This is a genomic window from Deltaproteobacteria bacterium, from assembly GCA_016931625.1.
Classification (GTDB): domain Bacteria; phylum Myxococcota; class XYA12-FULL-58-9; order XYA12-FULL-58-9; family JAFGEK01; genus JAFGEK01.
Map to the genome: position 1 here is coordinate 1 of JAFGEK010000208.1, position 17,126 is coordinate 17,126.

The 17,126-nt window shown below is 40.4% G+C and carries 20 protein-coding genes; 9 read left to right on the top strand and 11 right to left on the bottom strand.

Features of this window, described 5'->3' with window-relative positions:
* Positions 1 to 16 precede the first annotated feature (16 nt).
* Together JW841_17145 and JW841_17150 are read right to left on the bottom strand one after the other, a co-directional pair.
* Positions 17 to 409, bottom strand: coding sequence for a type II toxin-antitoxin system VapC family toxin (locus JW841_17145; GenBank protein ID MBN1962661.1), 393 nt, complete (start codon positions 407 to 409; stop codon positions 17 to 19).
* Between the two features lie 6 nt (positions 410 to 415).
* Complete coding sequence (locus JW841_17150; GenBank protein ID MBN1962662.1) at positions 416 to 646, bottom strand: type II toxin-antitoxin system prevent-host-death family antitoxin; 231 nt, start codon at positions 644 to 646, stop codon at positions 416 to 418.
* A 334-nt stretch (positions 647 to 980) separates the two neighbouring features.
* Between JW841_17150 and JW841_17155 the strand changes: the two genes are divergently transcribed.
* The 5 genes from JW841_17155 (at position 981) to JW841_17175 (ending at position 4,672) form a co-directional block, all read left to right on the top strand.
* Positions 981 to 1,352 (top strand): hypothetical protein, encoded by a 372-nt coding sequence (locus JW841_17155; GenBank protein ID MBN1962663.1) that lies wholly within the window; start codon positions 981 to 983, stop codon positions 1,350 to 1,352.
* On the top strand, positions 1,349 to 1,819 hold the full coding sequence (locus JW841_17160; protein MBN1962664.1) for a hypothetical protein: 471 nt from the start codon (positions 1,349 to 1,351) through the stop codon (positions 1,817 to 1,819). The genes JW841_17155 and JW841_17160 overlap by 4 nt, the downstream gene beginning before the upstream one ends.
* The gene (locus JW841_17165; GenBank protein ID MBN1962665.1) at positions 1,816 to 2,760 is read left to right on the top strand and encodes an ROK family protein; all 945 of its coding nucleotides are present in this window, start codon (positions 1,816 to 1,818) and stop codon (positions 2,758 to 2,760) included. Before JW841_17160 ends, JW841_17165 begins: the two co-directional genes overlap by 4 nt.
* Positions 2,761 to 2,842: 82 nt before the next feature.
* Positions 2,843 to 3,412, top strand: coding sequence for a peptidylprolyl isomerase (locus JW841_17170; protein ID MBN1962666.1), 570 nt, complete (start codon positions 2,843 to 2,845; stop codon positions 3,410 to 3,412).
* A 30-nt stretch (positions 3,413 to 3,442) separates the two neighbouring features.
* A complete protein-coding gene (locus JW841_17175; GenBank protein MBN1962667.1) occupies positions 3,443 to 4,672 on the top strand; it encodes a DUF1015 domain-containing protein in 1,230 nt (409 codons plus the stop codon).
* A 4-nt stretch (positions 4,673 to 4,676) separates the two neighbouring features.
* On the opposite strand, the gene lon is transcribed toward JW841_17175, so the two are convergent.
* The 6 genes from lon to JW841_17205 form a co-directional block, all read right to left on the bottom strand.
* Positions 4,677 to 7,157 (bottom strand): endopeptidase La, encoded by a 2,481-nt coding sequence (gene lon, locus JW841_17180; protein ID MBN1962668.1) that lies wholly within the window; start codon positions 7,155 to 7,157, stop codon positions 4,677 to 4,679.
* A gap of 11 nt (positions 7,158 to 7,168) precedes the next feature.
* On the bottom strand, positions 7,169 to 8,422 hold the full coding sequence (clpX, locus tag JW841_17185) for an ATP-dependent Clp protease ATP-binding subunit ClpX (GenBank protein ID MBN1962669.1): 1,254 nt from the start codon (positions 8,420 to 8,422) through the stop codon (positions 7,169 to 7,171).
* 82 nt (positions 8,423 to 8,504) lie between these two features.
* Positions 8,505 to 9,119, bottom strand: a complete 615-nt coding sequence (gene clpP, locus JW841_17190) for an ATP-dependent Clp endopeptidase proteolytic subunit ClpP (GenBank protein MBN1962670.1) — start codon at positions 9,117 to 9,119, stop codon at positions 8,505 to 8,507.
* A gap of 43 nt (positions 9,120 to 9,162) precedes the next feature.
* Positions 9,163 to 10,494, bottom strand: coding sequence for a trigger factor (gene tig, locus JW841_17195; protein MBN1962671.1), 1,332 nt, complete (start codon positions 10,492 to 10,494; stop codon positions 9,163 to 9,165).
* A 129-nt stretch (positions 10,495 to 10,623) separates the two neighbouring features.
* Complete coding sequence (locus JW841_17200) at positions 10,624 to 11,208, bottom strand: hypothetical protein (GenBank protein MBN1962672.1); 585 nt, start codon at positions 11,206 to 11,208, stop codon at positions 10,624 to 10,626.
* 18 nt (positions 11,209 to 11,226) lie between these two features.
* A complete protein-coding gene (locus tag JW841_17205; GenBank protein ID MBN1962673.1) occupies positions 11,227 to 12,684 on the bottom strand; it encodes a hypothetical protein in 1,458 nt (485 codons plus the stop codon).
* Positions 12,685 to 12,853: 169 nt separating this feature from the next.
* Here JW841_17205 and JW841_17210 point away from each other — a divergent pair, with 169 nt between their 5' ends.
* Positions 12,854 to 13,630, top strand: coding sequence for an SH3 domain-containing protein (locus JW841_17210; GenBank protein MBN1962674.1), 777 nt, complete (start codon positions 12,854 to 12,856; stop codon positions 13,628 to 13,630).
* On the opposite strand, the gene mtgA is transcribed toward JW841_17210, so the two are convergent.
* From mtgA to JW841_17225, 3 genes are read right to left on the bottom strand one after another with little or no spacing between them, the layout of a single operon-like run.
* Entirely contained in the window at positions 13,543 to 14,418 is an 876-nt protein-coding gene (gene mtgA, locus JW841_17215) for a monofunctional biosynthetic peptidoglycan transglycosylase (protein MBN1962675.1), read from the bottom strand. The two genes, JW841_17210 and mtgA, sit on opposite strands and share 88 nt — an antisense overlap.
* 2 nt (positions 14,419 to 14,420) lie before the next feature.
* Entirely contained in the window at positions 14,421 to 14,828 is a 408-nt protein-coding gene (locus JW841_17220) for a type II toxin-antitoxin system VapC family toxin (protein ID MBN1962676.1), read from the bottom strand.
* A 9-nt stretch (positions 14,829 to 14,837) separates the two neighbouring features.
* On the bottom strand, positions 14,838 to 15,095 hold the full coding sequence (locus tag JW841_17225) for a type II toxin-antitoxin system prevent-host-death family antitoxin (protein ID MBN1962677.1): 258 nt from the start codon (positions 15,093 to 15,095) through the stop codon (positions 14,838 to 14,840).
* A 170-nt stretch (positions 15,096 to 15,265) separates the two neighbouring features.
* Here JW841_17225 and aroF point away from each other — a divergent pair, with 170 nt between their 5' ends.
* The 3 genes from aroF (at position 15,266) to JW841_17240 (ending at position 16,972) form a co-directional block, all read left to right on the top strand.
* A complete protein-coding gene (gene aroF, locus JW841_17230; protein ID MBN1962678.1) occupies positions 15,266 to 16,282 on the top strand; it encodes a 3-deoxy-7-phosphoheptulonate synthase in 1,017 nt (338 codons plus the stop codon).
* Between the two features lie 169 nt (positions 16,283 to 16,451).
* Positions 16,452 to 16,676, top strand: coding sequence for a hypothetical protein (locus JW841_17235; GenBank protein ID MBN1962679.1), 225 nt, complete (start codon positions 16,452 to 16,454; stop codon positions 16,674 to 16,676).
* Between the two features lie 32 nt (positions 16,677 to 16,708).
* Positions 16,709 to 16,972: a helix-hairpin-helix domain-containing protein gene (locus tag JW841_17240; GenBank protein MBN1962680.1), complete on the top strand. Its 264-nt coding sequence runs from the start codon at positions 16,709 to 16,711 to the stop codon at positions 16,970 to 16,972.
* The last annotated feature ends 154 nt before the right edge of the window (positions 16,973 to 17,126 follow it).

Below are 17,126 nucleotides of genomic sequence, written 5' to 3' on the forward strand. Positions count from 1 at the left end.
CATGGCCTATTTTAAATTACCAAATGGTTTTTGCATAAAACGATGCAATCATTTGGTCTTTGCTAACTAGTGGTAAATTATAAAGTTGCGCCATTGCCACAATAGTACGATTAACCGGGTCGCGATGTTCCCATGGTAGAGCAAGATTAGCTAACCATAACTCAACATCGACTGAAATAATTTCAAGCCAATCAAGACGCTGCAAGCGTTGTATATATGATGGTAAATCGAGAGGTAGAGTCAAAGCACCACGTTTTATTTTAATACCGAGTTCCCACAATGAAATAGAACATACTAAACCGCCCATTTCTTCCATTTGATGACATGCATCAAGCGCTCTTGCTGATAAATGTTGAGTATCAAGAGTAAACCAAAGCAAAGTATGAGTATCTAACGCAGCAAAAGCCATAGTAAATTAGCTTTCAGGCCATTCATCTATCGTAGAAGCTAAAATATCGCTGTGATACTTAACTTGGCCGTTAATATTACTAAATATGGTTTTGGTTTTTTCTTTTTTCTTTAGTGGTACTACTTTCAGTACAGGAACACCATCGCTAGTAACGATTAACTCTTCTCCAGTTTTTTCTACTTCGCGAAAATATTGTAACATTTTGGCTTTTAAGGCGCTTTTAGATACTTGTCGCATAAGTAATACCTAAAAAGTCATTATCCTGACCATAGTCATAACTATAGTCATTTTTATTAAAAAAATCAATTCAAAATTAGACTGATCAAATGACAAAATATTAATTGGCAACCCAAAACCATCCTGATACCTATAGAAACCATATGTAAATCTATATAAATGAAGAAATTTTGGTTGAAAATTGAACTACTTATATTTGCGATCAGGCTTTTTTAAGCTTTATGCAGAGTGTAAGTACAATCATGAAAAAACTTGGTGAATCATAATGGCAAGAGTATTTTTGGCAGTCAGTTATATTTTATTTTTTATAGTGACCTTTGCATTCACCCCTTTAATGGCAGCCGTGCCGGATAAACCAGTAACAGCAAAAGAAAAACCAGCAGTTAATAAAAACAAGAAACCTCCGCGTAAAACTATCAAAACTCGACGTGACTCAGTATTAGACGGTGATATGTTGCTGCCAGCGCCAGTTGATTTGCGTAGTTCTGCAGAACGGATACGAGATAAAGAAATGCAATTACATTTTTCGCGTTTGGCTCAGCTTGACGTAATTGAAGAAATAGCTAATCAGCGTGACGATACTAAAATGGCAGAATGGTGTGAACAAGTACGACGTAACGAAGTACAGCGTCATCAAAAAGTTATGATAGCTATGAAGCGCGCGGCCATGAATGCCCGTATTATTACAACCGGAGTTGATCAATGAAACAAATAGCCATATGCATTGCTATTTGTATGTTTGCAGGTTGTAATCAAGGCAATAATACACCAAATATAAATGAGCAAAGCAGCAGTGAAAAAAATGAAAAGGCGGCATTAAAAACCTTATCAAAAGCAGACACCCAAGAAGTTAATGCAAATGAAGATGATTCTCAGACAGTTGCTAAAAATAACAACGAAGAAGCAAATGAAGATATTAATGAAGATATTGATGATGCAAATGCAAAAGAGAAAATAGTTTTATTGCCCGATAATGTCCCTGCTGGCGCACCTTTTGCCTCAACAATTGCAGCGGCGATGGCTGAAGTTACTCAAGGTAAAGCGGTGGAAACCAAACGTATATATCGAGCCGCATATGAAAATGCATTGAGAGATATTAATGCGGATAATGTAAAAGATCGCTTGCGCGAACTTGAACACCAAATAGATAAGGAGCGTCAGAAACTACCATGAAATTAGCAGTAGGTATTGATTTGGGTGGTACCACAGCAAGGGCTGCATTGGTTGATGAAAACGGTAATATTATTAAGGATGCTCGGGCTTTATTATCAGATTACACACCAGCGGCAGTAATCACTCAACTTATTGGATTAATAAAAGGGCTGGATAGCAAGGGTCTGTCTTATCCGGCAGCTATGGGTATTGCCGCACAGTTATGGGTTAAAACCGGCATTGTGGCAGTATCTCCCAACCTAGGTTGGAAAGATGTTGCTTTTGGTGACATGCTGAAAGAGGCATTTGGACAACAAATTAGGTTAGTTAATGATCTTGATGCGATAACGGTGGGCGAAGCGCGCTGTGGTGCTGGTCGTGGTGAGCAAGATGTGCTTTGTATGTTTTTAGGTACCGGCGTAGGTATGGGGGCAATATGCCAAGGTTTGTTACTTGAAGGTGCCGATGGGTTAGCAACCGAACTCGGGCATATTAAAGTTGCCTCCCCAAAAACCGGACGCGCATGCGGTTGTGGTGAACGTGGATGTGTTGAAGCTTATAGTTCTGGTCGTCATTTACCAGAGCTCTTAGCCGAAAAGGTGAAAAGTGGGTTGTTGAGCCCATTATTTGACTCGGTGGCAGGTGATTTAAGTAAATTAAATGCAGTCAATATTGAAGCTGCCTGTATATATGGTGATAAAGCTGCTGATGCTCTGTGGAATGATATTGCTGAAAAACTCGGTTTAGCGACGGCAAATGCAATTACTATACTTAATCCGCGCGTGGCAATTTTAGGTGGTGGTGTATTAGTATTAGCACCAACTTTACGCCAACGTATAGTACAAGTTATTAAAGATAATACTGCACGTCCGGCACTATCCAAGCTTGAAATTCGTGATACTGAATTAGGTGATAAAGCTGGGCTGGTTGGCGCGGGGTTGTTAGCACAACCAAGCAATTAAGGGTAAGTAGTGCTATCTTTATTTCATCTAGGAGTTATACACAATGCGTAATTTTTTTTATGGAGTTCTTGCGCTTTTTATTATGGCCATTATGACCACTTTACCAGTCGTAGCTGCAACAAATCCTAGAGTAGCAATTGAAACTACCAAAGGCACGATTATTATTGAATTGTTTGCTGATAAGGCTCCTATTAGTGTTAAAAATTTTCTCGATTATGTTGATGCTAAATTTTATAATGGCACGATTTTTCATCGTGTGATTCCTGGGTTTATGGTGCAAGGCGGTGGTTTTACGAAAGATTTTGCAAAAAAACCTACGCGTGAGCCAATAAAAAATGAAGCTAAAAATGGTGTTGCAAATAAACGTGGTACACTAGCCATGGCACGTACAGCTATTGTTGATTCAGCCACCGCACAGTTTTTTATTAATGTTGCGGATAATGAATTTTTAAATCATCAAAATGATTCACAATATGGTTATGCCGTGTTCGGCCAAGTAATTGATGGTATGCGCATAGTTGATGCTATTGTTGCTTCAGAATGTATTTGCCCTTCAAGATCGCAGGAGCAATGTACTGCTAATATTCCTCCCGGCATGCGTGATGTGCCCAAAGAAGCGATCATAATAATTAAAGCTTCTCGTGTAAATTAGGGGGTGCCCCCTAGAAAGGCCCCTTAGTTAATGGCAACAATATATCCCTTTCGAGCTTTGCGACCAGTACCAAAATTGGCAGCACAAGTAGCTTCAGTACCTTATGATGTAGTTAATTGTGACGAAGCAGCAAAGTTGGCTTTTAATAATCCCTATTCATTTTTACATGTGACTAGGCCAGAAATTGATTTAGCTACTGATATCGATCCACATAGTGAGGCTGTGTATAAAAAAGGGGCACAAGCATTAACTGCTCTACGTGATAATCATATTTTAATACAAGATGAACAACCGTGCTTATACGCTTATCAATTAATAATGGGCAGTCATAAACAAACTGGCGTGGTTTTATGTGCGGCAGTTTCTGATTACGAACAAAACATTATTCGCAAGCATGAGTTTACTCGCCCTGATAAAGAAAATGATCGAGTGCGTCACATGCAAGCTCTTGGGGCTCAAACTGGCAAAGTATTTTTGTGCCATAAAGACTCAGAAACGATTGCTCAAGAATTAAAGCAAGTCACAGCAAATGAACCAGTATACGATTTTATCGCTGAAGATGGGGTACAACATCGTTTATGGGTGATTGATAATTCTGATTCTATTGCAAATATCGTTTCAGCATTTGCTGCTGCAGGTGATATTTATATAGCTGATGGCCATCATCGTTCTGCAGCTGCGGCTCGTTTTGCACAATATAGGCGAGTAGCTGGTGCAGTGCCTGACTCTCAGCAAGAATATGAACGTTTTTTAGCGGTATCATTTCCAGCCAGTGAGATGCAGATATTGCCGTATAACCGAATCGCTAAAGACTTAGCAGGTATGAGTACTGCAGATTTTCTTAACAGTGTGCGAGAGCGTTTTATTGTCAGTGATAGTAAGCCAATAACTACTAAGCCGCAGCAATTTTGCATGTATCTTGAAAATAAGTGGTATTGTTTAGAGGTACGTCCAGGAAGTTGGGATGATACTGATAAAGTAGCACGATTAGATGTCAGTTTATTGCAGCAGCAATTACTTGCGCCGCTTCTAGGCATTAGTGATCCTCGTCGCGATCAACGTATAGATTTTGTTGGAGGTATTCGTGGTGATGCAGAGCTAGAGCGACGTGTGCAACATGGCTGGGCTGTAGCTTTTAAGATGCATCCAACTAGTATTTCTGATTTATTTGCTATTGCCGATGCTGGTTGTGTAATGCCACCTAAGAGTACCTGGTTTGAACCAAAATTACGTGATGGATTAGTAGTGCATTGTTTATAGATAATTATTGCACGGATGATGGCTCACCATCACTACCAGTAACTGTAACAACAACTTGTGATTTTGCCCCGGTTACGGTTGGTTCAGTAGCTTTACTACGGCGTAATAAATCGTCAGGACGATGCAAATCAAGTGCGTGACTAAGCACTGCATCCATATGATCAACAATATGAAATTTAAAATGCTCACGAATATCAATAGGTATTTCTTCAAGGTCTTTAGCGTTCTCTTGAGGAATAATAAGCTCACAAATTTCAGCACGATGAGCAGCCAAAGCTTTTTCTTTTAAACCGCCAATTGGTAGTACTCGGCCACGTAAAGTTATTTCTCCAGTCATTGCGATATCAGGACGAACCGGTATTTTTGTTAAAGCGGAAACTAATGCTACTGCCATGGTGATACCGGCTGACGGACCATCTTTAGGCATAGCGCCTTCAGGCACGTGAATATGAATATCAAGACTGTCATAAAATTCAGGTTTAATTCCCCAAACACTAGCGCGTGAGCGTACATAACTCATAGCAGCACGGGCTGATTCTTGCATAACATCGCCCAATTTACCGGTAATAGTAAGCTTACCCTTACCAGGCATTGTTGAAACTTCAATGTGTAAAATTTCACCACCCATTTGCGTCCATGCCAAGCCGGTGGCCATACCGACTTCGCCTTTTTCTTCACGTTTATCGGGACGAAACTTAGGAATACCAAGAAATTTGCGTATTAACTCAGAGGTTACATTGAAACTTAGTGAATCATTTGTATTGGAGTTAGTAGTGTCTGAACTAGTTTCAACTAAAGCGCGTTGTTTAACCACCTCGCGAGCAATTTTACGGCAAGTGCTCGCGATTTCACGCTCCAGTGTACGTACACCAGCTTCGCGAGTATAGAGCTGAATTATGTCGGAAGTGGCATCGTCGTTCCAAGTAATAGCAAAAGAGTCGATACCGTTTTCACGTTTTTGTTTTGGTACTAAATAACGCTTAGCAATAGCCATTTTTTCTTGCTCGGTATAGCCAGCAATACGAATAATTTCGAGACGATCTTCAAGCGCTGGGGGAATACCTTGCATAGTATTAGCAGTACAGACAAACATGATGTGTGAGAGATCGTAGTCCATATCAAGATAATGATCATTAAAGGTATTATTTTGTTCGGGGTCTAAAACTTCAAGTAGTGCAGCCGAAGGATCACCACGAAAATCCGTTGACATTTTATCGATTTCATCTAACAGAAAGACTGGGTTTGAGGTGCCGGCACGTTTGAGTGATTGAATGATTTTTCCTGGCAAAGCACCTATGTAAGTACGGCGATGACCACGAATTTCGGCTTCATCACGTACGCCACCCAAAGATTGGCGTACAAATTTGCGTAAAGTTGCACGTGCAATAGATTTGGCAAGAGAAGTTTTACCTACACCAGGAGGACCAACCAAGCAAAGAATAGGTCCTTTCATTTTTTCAACAAGTTTTTGCACAGCTAGATATTCTAAAATACGTTCTTTCGGTTTTTCTAAGCCATAGTGATCTTCTTCAAGAATTTGTTCGGCATGTATGATATCAACTTTATCTTGTGAATATTCTTGCCAAGGTAAGGATAAACACCAATCAATATAATTACGAACTACCGTCGCTTCAGCACTCATCGGCGACATCATGCGAAGTTTTTTAATTTCCTTTTCTATTTTCTGCTGAACTTCTTCATTTATTTGTTTGCTTTTAAGTTTTTCTTCAAGTTCGTTAATTTCATTTTTAAATTCATCGCGTTCACCAAGTTCTTTTTGAATCGCGCGCATTTGTTCGTTGAGATAGTATTCTTTTTCGGTTTTCTCCATTTGCTTTTTAACACGCGAACGAATTTTACGTTCTACTTGTAAAATTTCAATTTCGCCCTGCATTAGCTCATAGAGTTTTTCAAGACGATCACGAGCTGATTCCATTTCAAGCATGGCTTGTTTATCGGGATGCTTCACCGGCAGGTGAGCTACAATAGTATCAGCTAATCGTCCGGGCTCTTCGATAGCCTTAATATTTAGTAGAACGTCAGGTTGCAGTCGACGAGAGATTCGGGCGTAGTTATCAAATGTTTCATGAACTGCGCGCAGTAAGGCATCAAGTTCAATCGAAGCTTCTTGGGTTTCTCTAATTTCTTCAATTTCAGCTAACAGACAGGTAGGGCTCGCAGCAAAGCGAATAATTCGACAACGTTTACGTCCCTCGACCAAAATTTTAACGGTGCCATCAGGACGACGAATGTGTTGCATTATTTGGCCAATGGCACCAACGGTAAAGATATCTTCTGGTTCGGGCTCATTGGTTTTCGCTTTTTTCTGCGCGACTAATAATAATTCTTGAGAGGCACGCATAGCTTCGTCAACGGCATTTATTGATTTTGCGCGTCCGACATATAGCGGTACCATCATGTGTGGAAAAATAACTATGTCGCGCAAAGGCAACAGTGGAAGCAAACGCGTGTTAGTTTTATTCATTAGACACCAATTTAGACAGCTTCTTTTTCTTTTTGATAAACAACTAGTGGTTTTTCTTTGCGGGCGATGACATCCTCAGAGATAACTACTTCGCGAATATTTTTTTGACTAGGAATGTCATACATAACATCAAGCATGGCTTGTTCAAGAATAGCACGTAAACCACGTGCCCCAGTGCGGCGTTTGACAGCTTGTTGAGCAATTGCCTTAAGAGCACCATCTGCAAAGGTTAATAGTACATTGTCCATTTCAAATAGACGTTTATATTGACGTACTAATGCATTGCGAGGTTCTATTAAAACACGTACTAATGCTGCTTCATCAAGTTCTTCAAGAGTAGCTACAACAGGAAGGCGGCCAATAAATTCAGGGATCATGCCAAATTTAAGCAAATCTTCATTAATAACTCGTGAGAGAATTTCGCCTACCGAATGGTTTTGTTTAGAGGTGATCGGAGCACCAAACCCCATTGAACGTGCGCCTAATCGACGCTCAATAACTTGTTCAAGCCCAGAGAAAGCGCCACCACAAATAAAGAGAATGTTGGTAGTATCGATCTGCAAAAATTCTTGCTGTGGATGTTTGCGTCCACCTTTGGGTGGGATACTGGCTACCGTGCCTTCAAGAATTTTTAAAAGTGCTTGCTGCACCCCTTCGCCAGAGACATCACGAGTAATTGATGGGTTTTCACTTTTGCGGGCAATTTTATCGATCTCATCAATATAAACGATGCCACGTTGTGCTCGTTCAATATCACCATCAGCATTTTGCAATAGACCAACAATAATATTTTCAACATCTTCTCCAACATATCCAGCTTCAGTTAGCGAGGTAGCATCAGCGATAGTAAAGGGAACATTAATAATACGAGCTAGGGTTTGCGCTAATAGCGTTTTGCCTGATCCAGTAGGACCAAGCAGCAGAATGTTGGATTTCTGTAGCTCAACATCATCCATACCAATGCGCGTTTCAATTCGCTTATAATGATTATGTACTGCAACAGCTAAAATTTTCTTAGCGCGCTCTTGGCCGATAACATATTGGTCGAGAATTTTTTTAATTTCTGATGGTTTAGGAATTACCTGGCGCTGTTGACCAGCCTGCTCTTCGCTAGAGAGCTCTTCAATCATGATATCATTGCATAGACCTATACATTCATCGCAGATGTAGACCGTTGGGCCAGCAATGAGTTTTTTAACTTCTTTTTGACTCTTGCCGCAAAAAGAGCACACAAGAGAACCGCTATGATCACGTTTATTAGCCAAAACATAAACTCCGCAAGGCAATTATTGCTTATATATGCGAAGATAACTCTTCAACAACTATTGCGCTAGCTACCCATCGTGCTTATTTCTTGTCATCAGATTTAGGAGCATCACTACGTCTCTCAAGTACATGATCAACTAAGCCATACTCTTTAGCCTGTTGGGCTGACATGAAATAGTCACGATCAGCATCTTTGCCAATTCGATCTTGACTTTGCGAGCAATGTTTAGCGAGAATTTCGACCAGTAATTCGCGCATTTTTAGTATTTCTCGCGCTTGGATTTCAATATCAGCAGCTTGGCCCTGACTACCACCTGATGGTTGATGAATCATAACTCGAGAATGCGGTAGGGCATAACGTTTACCTTTAGCGCCAGCAGCTAAAAGTACCGCACCCATACTAGCTGCTTGACCCATGCACCATGTAGCTATAGGCGATTTAACGTATTGCATTGCGTCATATATTGCTAAACCAGCGGTTACTGAGCCACCTGGAGAGTTGATATAGAGATTGACATCTTTATCAGCGTCTTCAGATTCAAGAAATAGCAATTGCGCTACCACTAAATTGGCAATTTCGTCGTTAATTGGTGTGCCAATAAAAACAATGCGGTCTTTTAATAGCCGCGACCAAATATCGTACGATCTCTCACCACGGTGGGTTTGTTCTAAAACATAAGGAACATAGAAGGTCATAACTTTATTAACTCCAACTTAAAGTAATAATTTTAAAATATTACTAAATTGTATCAGCTTCAGCCGATGCTTCTGGTTTTTTAGCATCGTTAGTATCTTCAAAAAATTCAGCATTATCCAATAACAGTTTAATAACCTTTTCTTCTAACAATCGGTAACGTAGTCGTTCGTGGTTATCTGGGTCATTATAGTAACTTTGTACACGCTGTGCATTTTCAGCAAATCCCTTAATAATATTTTCGATTTCGGTCTCGATTTCTTGATCACTCACTTCAAGTTTTTCAGCTTTGGCGATTTCAAATAGCAACATGCCACTACGTACATGCAGCTCGGCACCTTCTTTATTGTTTTCAAGCAGATTTTTCTTTTCTTCTTCACCAAGCTCAAATTGGCGACCCATCATTTGTGCCAAACGTGCGTGGGCGGCGTCAACCATGCGAGCTGCCTGCTCGTCAATCATGCTTTGCGGAACATTAAATGGATTAGCATCGGCTAAAGCTTTAAGAAGTTTTTGTCTTTGTTCACCTTCGGCTTCATGATTTTTTTGGGCGGTTATTTCGCGTTCAAGACGTTCGCGAAGAGCGACAAGATTTTCTTCACCGACATCGCGGGCGAACTCATCATCTAAAGCAGGCAATTCTTTCTTTTTTATTTCACGCAGACGAATGTGAAAACTGGCAGGTTTACCAGCAAGATCTTTGGCATTATAGTCTTCGGGGAAATCAACTTGCACCACGCGCTCGCCAGGTACTTTGGCCCCTAAAAGACCCTCTGATATTTGCGGTAAATAAGTAGAACCACCAATTTCAATCAGAGCATTTTCGGCTTTGCCACCTTTAAAGGGTATGCCACCCATAGTGCCTTCATAATCAACTAAGACGATATCGCCTTTTTCTACGGTATCGCGGATCAATACCGGTACTAATTGTGCGGCTTGGGTACGCATGTTTTCAAGTTGGGTGTCAATTTCACTTTCATTAACTTCAATTTTAACTTTGGCTACTTTGAGACCCTTATAAGTTTTCAACTCTATTTCAGGTTGTACTTCAAATTCAGCAGTGTATTTAAAATCAACGTCTCGTTCGAGTTCTTGCATATGAATGCGCGGAGCACCAACAGGGGCAAGTTTGTTTTCGTGAATAGCTTTAATAAGACTCTGTTCAATCAAACTTTCACGCACCGCATTTTTTATTTGGGGGCCGTAGTGTTGTGCAACTACACCGGACGGAATTTTACCTGGCCTAAAACCTGGAATTTTGGCTTCTTTGGCAAATTCTTTGGTTACTTTATCAAAAGTTTTTTTAACATCATCATTGGGGATGTTGATCGAAAGTTTGCGCCCAAATTGGCCGACTTGTTCAACTTGAACTTCCATGGTTTTTTAGCCTCATCAAACAGATATTTAAGGTAAGCTTTTGGCTCCTAGCATCGCCATGCTGCTTTGGTCAAACCCAAGCAACAATCTGCTTGCTATACAGATTTTCTTTGAACAAATAAGTATTTTTCATGGATCACCGCATATTAGAGCAGCACGAGCAAATATGCGGCGCAATTTTGGATTTTCGCGCGCCAGTTGTTGGCGAACAAGCGAGCATTTACTGCCTTTTGAGTGAATACTTAATTGCTCAGCTGCTACCGCACGAATACGGGCATCATGGGCACTTATCATAAATGGTTTTAGGGTTGACTCTAATTTGTCTTGTTGGGTTAGCGCAGCAAGACTTCTTAGAGCGGCAAAACGCAATGATACATGTTCGTTGGTATTATTAGCTAGCGTGTGGATTGTTGTTGTTGAGCTTGTGCTGTTCAGCGCGGTTAATCCGGCCAAAGCCGCTGTGCGACGTGAAGGAAGAGCGGTATCATTTTGAACAATAGTTTCAAGAATTGGAATCGCCCTTTGACCTAGACTTTGCCACTGAGCCTTTTTGACGGGTATGCAAAAGGAGCCTAAATAGGCTTCAATGCGGCTATTTAGTTGGCTATCGGATAATTCAAGGATTGATAGCTTATTTTTTGCATGTTGGTGATGAATAATATGCTGATGTGGTGAAAGCAAAATAGTGGAAATAAATATGCTAAATATAACCATGACATTTTCTCAATTTTGTTAATAGGCAACAGGGTTTAAGCGCATAACTTGACCTTGTTGTGAGGTTAGTTGCGCTTTAGAAGCTTCTCCCAACAGCCAAAACATTAAATTGTTGCTACCCCCGCATTCATAACTTATGCAATCTTTATCTGTAAGAATATATGGCTCGTCTGCCATAACCCCACAATTGTCTTTTTGATTTGCCGGAGCACATTTGCTGCATTCACAATATAAAGTATCAGTTAAGGGGTCATGCATGTCACCAGTGGATTCTGTGGTATGGTATAAACCCATCCAATGAGCACCTTCATGGGCAGTAATGTAGGCGACTTTATCAGCGCCACAATCAAGAAAGTCTAATTTATTTGAACAAATACCAGCACCGATGTCTGCGGCATTTACTACTGCGCCACTGTTAACTGTACCGCCTACACTTGATGGTCCTGGTATTGAACCGTCAATACCTACAGTAGTAGAAATCGTAGAACCAGAACTTTGATGAATGTCGTCGACGAGAAAAAAGTTAAGGGCATTACCACTTTCAGATAAAGTAAATAATTGCCCAAAGTCATCGCATGGATCTAGCTCACTTTCATCAATGCCCGTGGCATATTTTTCTTTTGCCCAATCAACCACATTAACAAATGTAACATTATTTATACATAGCCCAGCAGCAGTATAAATTTTTTCTAATGTTGAAACCATGCGTAAAACACCCACATCCTTTACTGCTGAGGCGGCAGTATAATTATTAGTTACCAAATAAAAACGAATATCGATGGATTTTGCATTAGCAACCGGAGTACTTTGACCGAGAATTACTGTAACTTCATAAGTATTGGTAGTGCTGCCACTAGAAACGCAACCAATTTCAGTACCAAATTTTGCACACTCATAAGCCCAATCAGAAACGGTAAGATGCCAGGTGCCAGATGGCGCGCCATTAGTTTTCCAATCGTTAATTGTTGCGGCAGTGTTAGGAAAGGTTATGGTTCCGGTATTTTGGGCAAATGACATAACGTAAGCATCAGCTTCTACAGGTTGGGAAACTATTAGGGTATCGTTATAAAAAACACTAAAGCTTGGATCGTAAATATATAAGGGAACGACGTAATTTGGTATTTCTATTGATTGGTTGTTGTCAGCAAAGGTCAGATAATCAATTGAAGCGTCAACCGCTTGTAAGACAATGCTAAAACTAGCTGTATTTTTTGGGATGGTGAAAGCAACATCATCACCGACAGTGTGAGTACCTAAATTCTGCACTCTACTTATTGGCAGCGAACTTTGTTTTATTGGCAATCTGCAACTATTAGGTTCACTAGTCGGTCCTGCAATGTTAGTGGCAGCTTTTATGGTAGGTGCTGGAAAATTTTTGCAAGCAGAAGTAAGATAGTTATCCTCAGTTTCATTATTATCTTTACCACATGCAGCAAGTGAAAGCATAATGCTCAAACATAAGCAGCAATATTTCATGGTTTCCTCATAAATGAGTATGACAGCAATTTACCAACATACTCTATATTTACCTACTTTTCTTTAGTAAGGGTTAAATGAATCACCTATTTTTTACTATTAATACCCTTGGCCACATAAAACATATGTGGCATATCCTTAACACATTTAAAATTCTTGGAGGAATTACATGCGCCGGTTTTTTTTCTTGGCATTAGTTAGTTTATTAGCGGCATGCAGCAAAAGTGAAACAACTACGGCTAATACGAAATCGTCTGATGATACTGACTCAACTACGGCGGTGGCGTCAAAACCTGCTGAAGAACCAATAGTTGAGGGACAAGCTGCGTATCTTTTGCAATCATCCTCGTTACTCAAGCAAGCAACTAATGATCGCAAAATTGAAAATCCTGAGACTCACAAAAAAGAAAATAACTGGAAAGCATCGCTTTATCGTGGTGAAGAAGTGAAGCTTTTAAAAAAAGACGGTGAATGGACTCAGGTTAAAGCTTCTGATGGTACTGATGGGTGGATAAAATCTAAAGCCTTATTGATCGCTGAAGGGGTATCCATGGCCACAGTATTAGAAGAAGTAAAGACGTTTAATCGGCCGGATTTTCTTGCTCCTAGCAAAACCGTTATAGCTCCTGGATCGCTGCTTTATATTATTAAAAAGAGCAATGATGATACTTTTAGTGAGGTCAATTATTCTTATACGCGTACCGTATGGGTTGAAACTAGCAAGCTTGAAACCGATAGCCGCGAGATTGCTGCTGCACGTGTAGTTAGTCGAGCGATTTCTTTGGCCGAACGTAAAGATGATAGCGCTGCCCAGTATTGGGATTTAGCTAAAAGCCAATTTGGTGACACTAAAGTAGTTCAAAAAGCATTAGCTTCTTCTGCTGCGGGTGAAGCTCCAGCTGCTGGGTCTTCTGCTGGACCAGAAACCGAAGGTGCTGGTGACTGATTAGCATTTTCAATTTTAGGCTGAGCTAGTGGTTGGGTATCTGCGCTATTTTTTTGCCGTTTAGGCGCAATTGTATACGCGGTTAAACGATCACGCACCCACGAGAAATTTTGCATACGATGGTTAATCGCTTGTAGACGTCTGTACCAAGCTGCGGTGCGTGTATGGGGATTATGTTTCTTAGGCGAAGGGATACTTGCAGCTAATTCGGCGGCTTGCTGATAATTTAATTGGGAAGCATGTAGACCAAAATAATGCTGCGCTGCAGCTTCGACACCATAGATGCCTTCCCCCAATTCGATAATATTTAAATAAAGCTCAAGGATTCGACGTTTGCTTAAAACAATTTCAAGCCAGAAAGCATAGCGAACTTCGCGTAGTTTACGCCACCAGGATCGATCATGTGAAAGGTAAAGGTTTTTTGCTAACTGTTGAGTTATAGTCGAAGCACCACGAAGCTTTTTGCCTTTAATCAACCATTCTTTTAATGCTTCGCGAATGGCAGCAAAATCAAAAGCCCCATGGCCCAAATAATCAACATCTTCACCCATAATGGCAGTGAAAGCCAAAGCAGTGGCAATTGCTTTTAACGGCTTATAATGATGACGTATACGCAATTTTGGATGTTTTTCTTTAGTTTGCTGTAAGATTGCCCATGATTTTGGGGCACTATGTGCATAACGGTAAATATCTATTGGTGGTAGGACTAGCCAGAGAAAAAATGTTATAACGCATGCAATTATTGCAATCGTTAAATAATTTTTTTTCTTATATATTGAAACGAACATGGTTAAACGCTGCCAACAATGTTAAATCCTAATAGACGCGCAGTTTGGGCTTGGCGAATATCATAGGTAAGAAAACGTAAAGAATCTTTGCCAACTCGTATTGCTGCTGCCAGATGCAGAGCATCAAGTGACCGTGCTAGTGTAGCTTCGGCAATTTCAGCGGCAATTTCGCAAGTAAGTTCATCTAATTCGATTACATTAATATTCTGCCAATCGGTTGTGAATTGCTCATGCGCTTGAGCTAATGCTTCACCTTCTAATAAGCGTGACAGATTGCGGCGGATCTCAACACTGGTGTGCCTAGCGCTAATCCAAATAGGTTCAGCTAAAAGATATTGCTCACAAATATCACTATCAGGCTCGGCAATATAGCGTTTTAAAAGAGCACTAGTATCAACATAAAGGGGCATATTTAATAGTTACTCCCCTCGGTCATCTAGCAATGCTGCTTGTGTAGATAATTTTGGTTTAGTACGAATGGCAGAACGATGTGGGCCACCTTGAGCAGGGCGAATCCATTTTTGTGCAATACCCTTATCAAGATTTAAACGCCCAGGAATTGGGCCAAGTAAGGCGATGGATTCCCCTCGATCAGTGACCAAGATCAATTCACCATTGGCAGCCCTTTTTAGGTATTTTGATAGATTTGCCTTGAGGGCTCGTATACCAATACGCATGTAGTCACAATAACAAAATAATGTGGTCACATCAATATAAAAATATTGCATGATGTACAAATAGTCTATTGATCTTGCGAGCAGACTCAGGGTGTGCAATTCGTGCAGTTAAGTTTGGTTTTGATAGCACTTATCAAGATAGAAAAACTTCGGATCAGGAGATTGAAGTTATGTTCGTTGCAATGAAACCCAATGCCACTCAAGAGGAATTCGAAGCGGTAATGCAGAAAATTCGAAGTCTTGGCCTCACGCCACAACCAATTTCTGGGGTTGAGCGTCGAGTGGTTGCTGTTATTGGTAATACTTCTGGGCATGACCCTGAAGAATTTGCTGATATGTCAGGGGTAGCTGAGGCCTTACGTATTACTCAGCCGTTTAAGATGGTATCGCGCGAAATTCGCGAAGAAGACACAATTATTGATGTTGATGGTCAAAAAATAGGTGGCAAAAACGTTATAGTGATGGCCGGACCATGCTCGGTTGAATCAGAAGAGCAGATTTTAGAGGCTGCGTATGCAGTAAAAGCAGCAGGGGCTACTTTTTTACGTGGTGGCGCTTATAAACCACGAACTAGTCCCTATGAGTTTCAGGGCTTACGTGAAGAGGGCCTTAAATTATTAGCCAAGGCTCGTGAGGCTACCGGTTTAAAGATAGTTACCGAAATTAAAGATACCGAAACAGTCCCTTTGGTTGCGGATTATGCCGATGTTTTACAAGTTGGTGCGCGTAATATGCAAAATTATTCGCTCCTCGAGCGTTTGGGAACACTTAATAAGCCGATCTTACTCAAACGTGGCTTATCGGCTACTATCAAAGAATGGCTGATGGCGGCTGAATATATTGTAGCTAAAGGCAACCATAATGTAGCTTTTTGTGAACGCGGCATACGTACCTTTGAAACCATGACCCGCAATACGCTAGATATTAACGCTGTACCGTTGCTTAAGTCATTATCACATCTTCCAGTTATTGTTGATCCATCTCATGGTATAGGTTTGCGTCAACATGTTGCTGCTATTGCTCGTGCAGGGGTTGCCGCTGGTGCGGATGGCCTAATAGTTGAAGTACATCCTCATCCTGAAGTTGCGCTTTCTGATGGTCATCAATCATTACGACCACATGAATTTCAAGACTTAATGAAGCAAACACGTGATATTGCTATTGCTATAGGGCGTACGCTTTCATAGTTGTCAAAATTTTTTTAATTTTTTTTGTCGCATTTTGCGACATTCTTAAAGTCGTCAGCTTTCCTTATGTAATATTTTCCTAATTTTGCTAAGTTTTCTTATAAGTATAGTATTGGCACACTAAGTGCATTTCCATTTTTGACATAACCCATATAGAGGGAGGTCATTAATGGATACCAAGATTAAAGCTGTCTATACTTTTATTGAGAACGAAAAACTTGATAAACCATTTTCGCGTAGAATAGGTACGGGTTTTGTTAACCGCGATGGTTCAATAAATATAATTCTTGATGCCCTGCCGGTTTCTGGTCGGTTGCATGTACGTGATATCGATTTACGACGTGATGACACAGCAAATAATGAAAAAAAAGAGGTTGAGACATGCGCCAACTAAGCAAAATAGCGGCTGCTTTTATACTTAGTTTGATGATAGTGTTTACGGTATTGGGTGCAAAACCTCTTGAAAAACCAATAGATATAAATCAAGCAAGCCAAGTTGAACTAATGCAGTTACCTGGTATTGGTGAGGTTCGAGTTAAAGCAATCATGACATATCGCACTAAGCGTCAGTTCAAACGTATTGCAGATATAATTAAAGTGAAAGGTATCGGACGGCGGCTTTTTAAAAAGTTGCAGCCATATATTGTTGTTGCTCCTGCAGTGTCGACGAACACCAAAGTGATTCAATAGAACTAATTTTTTTAAGGATTTTACCAGTGGCTTGGTTATAACAAAGAAATAAACATTTTATTGAGCTACTTGCAAAAGTCCTTATGATTTCCAATTATAGCAAATATAACGTCATCCCCGCGAAAGCGGGGATCCAAAATGTTTTGCAATATCA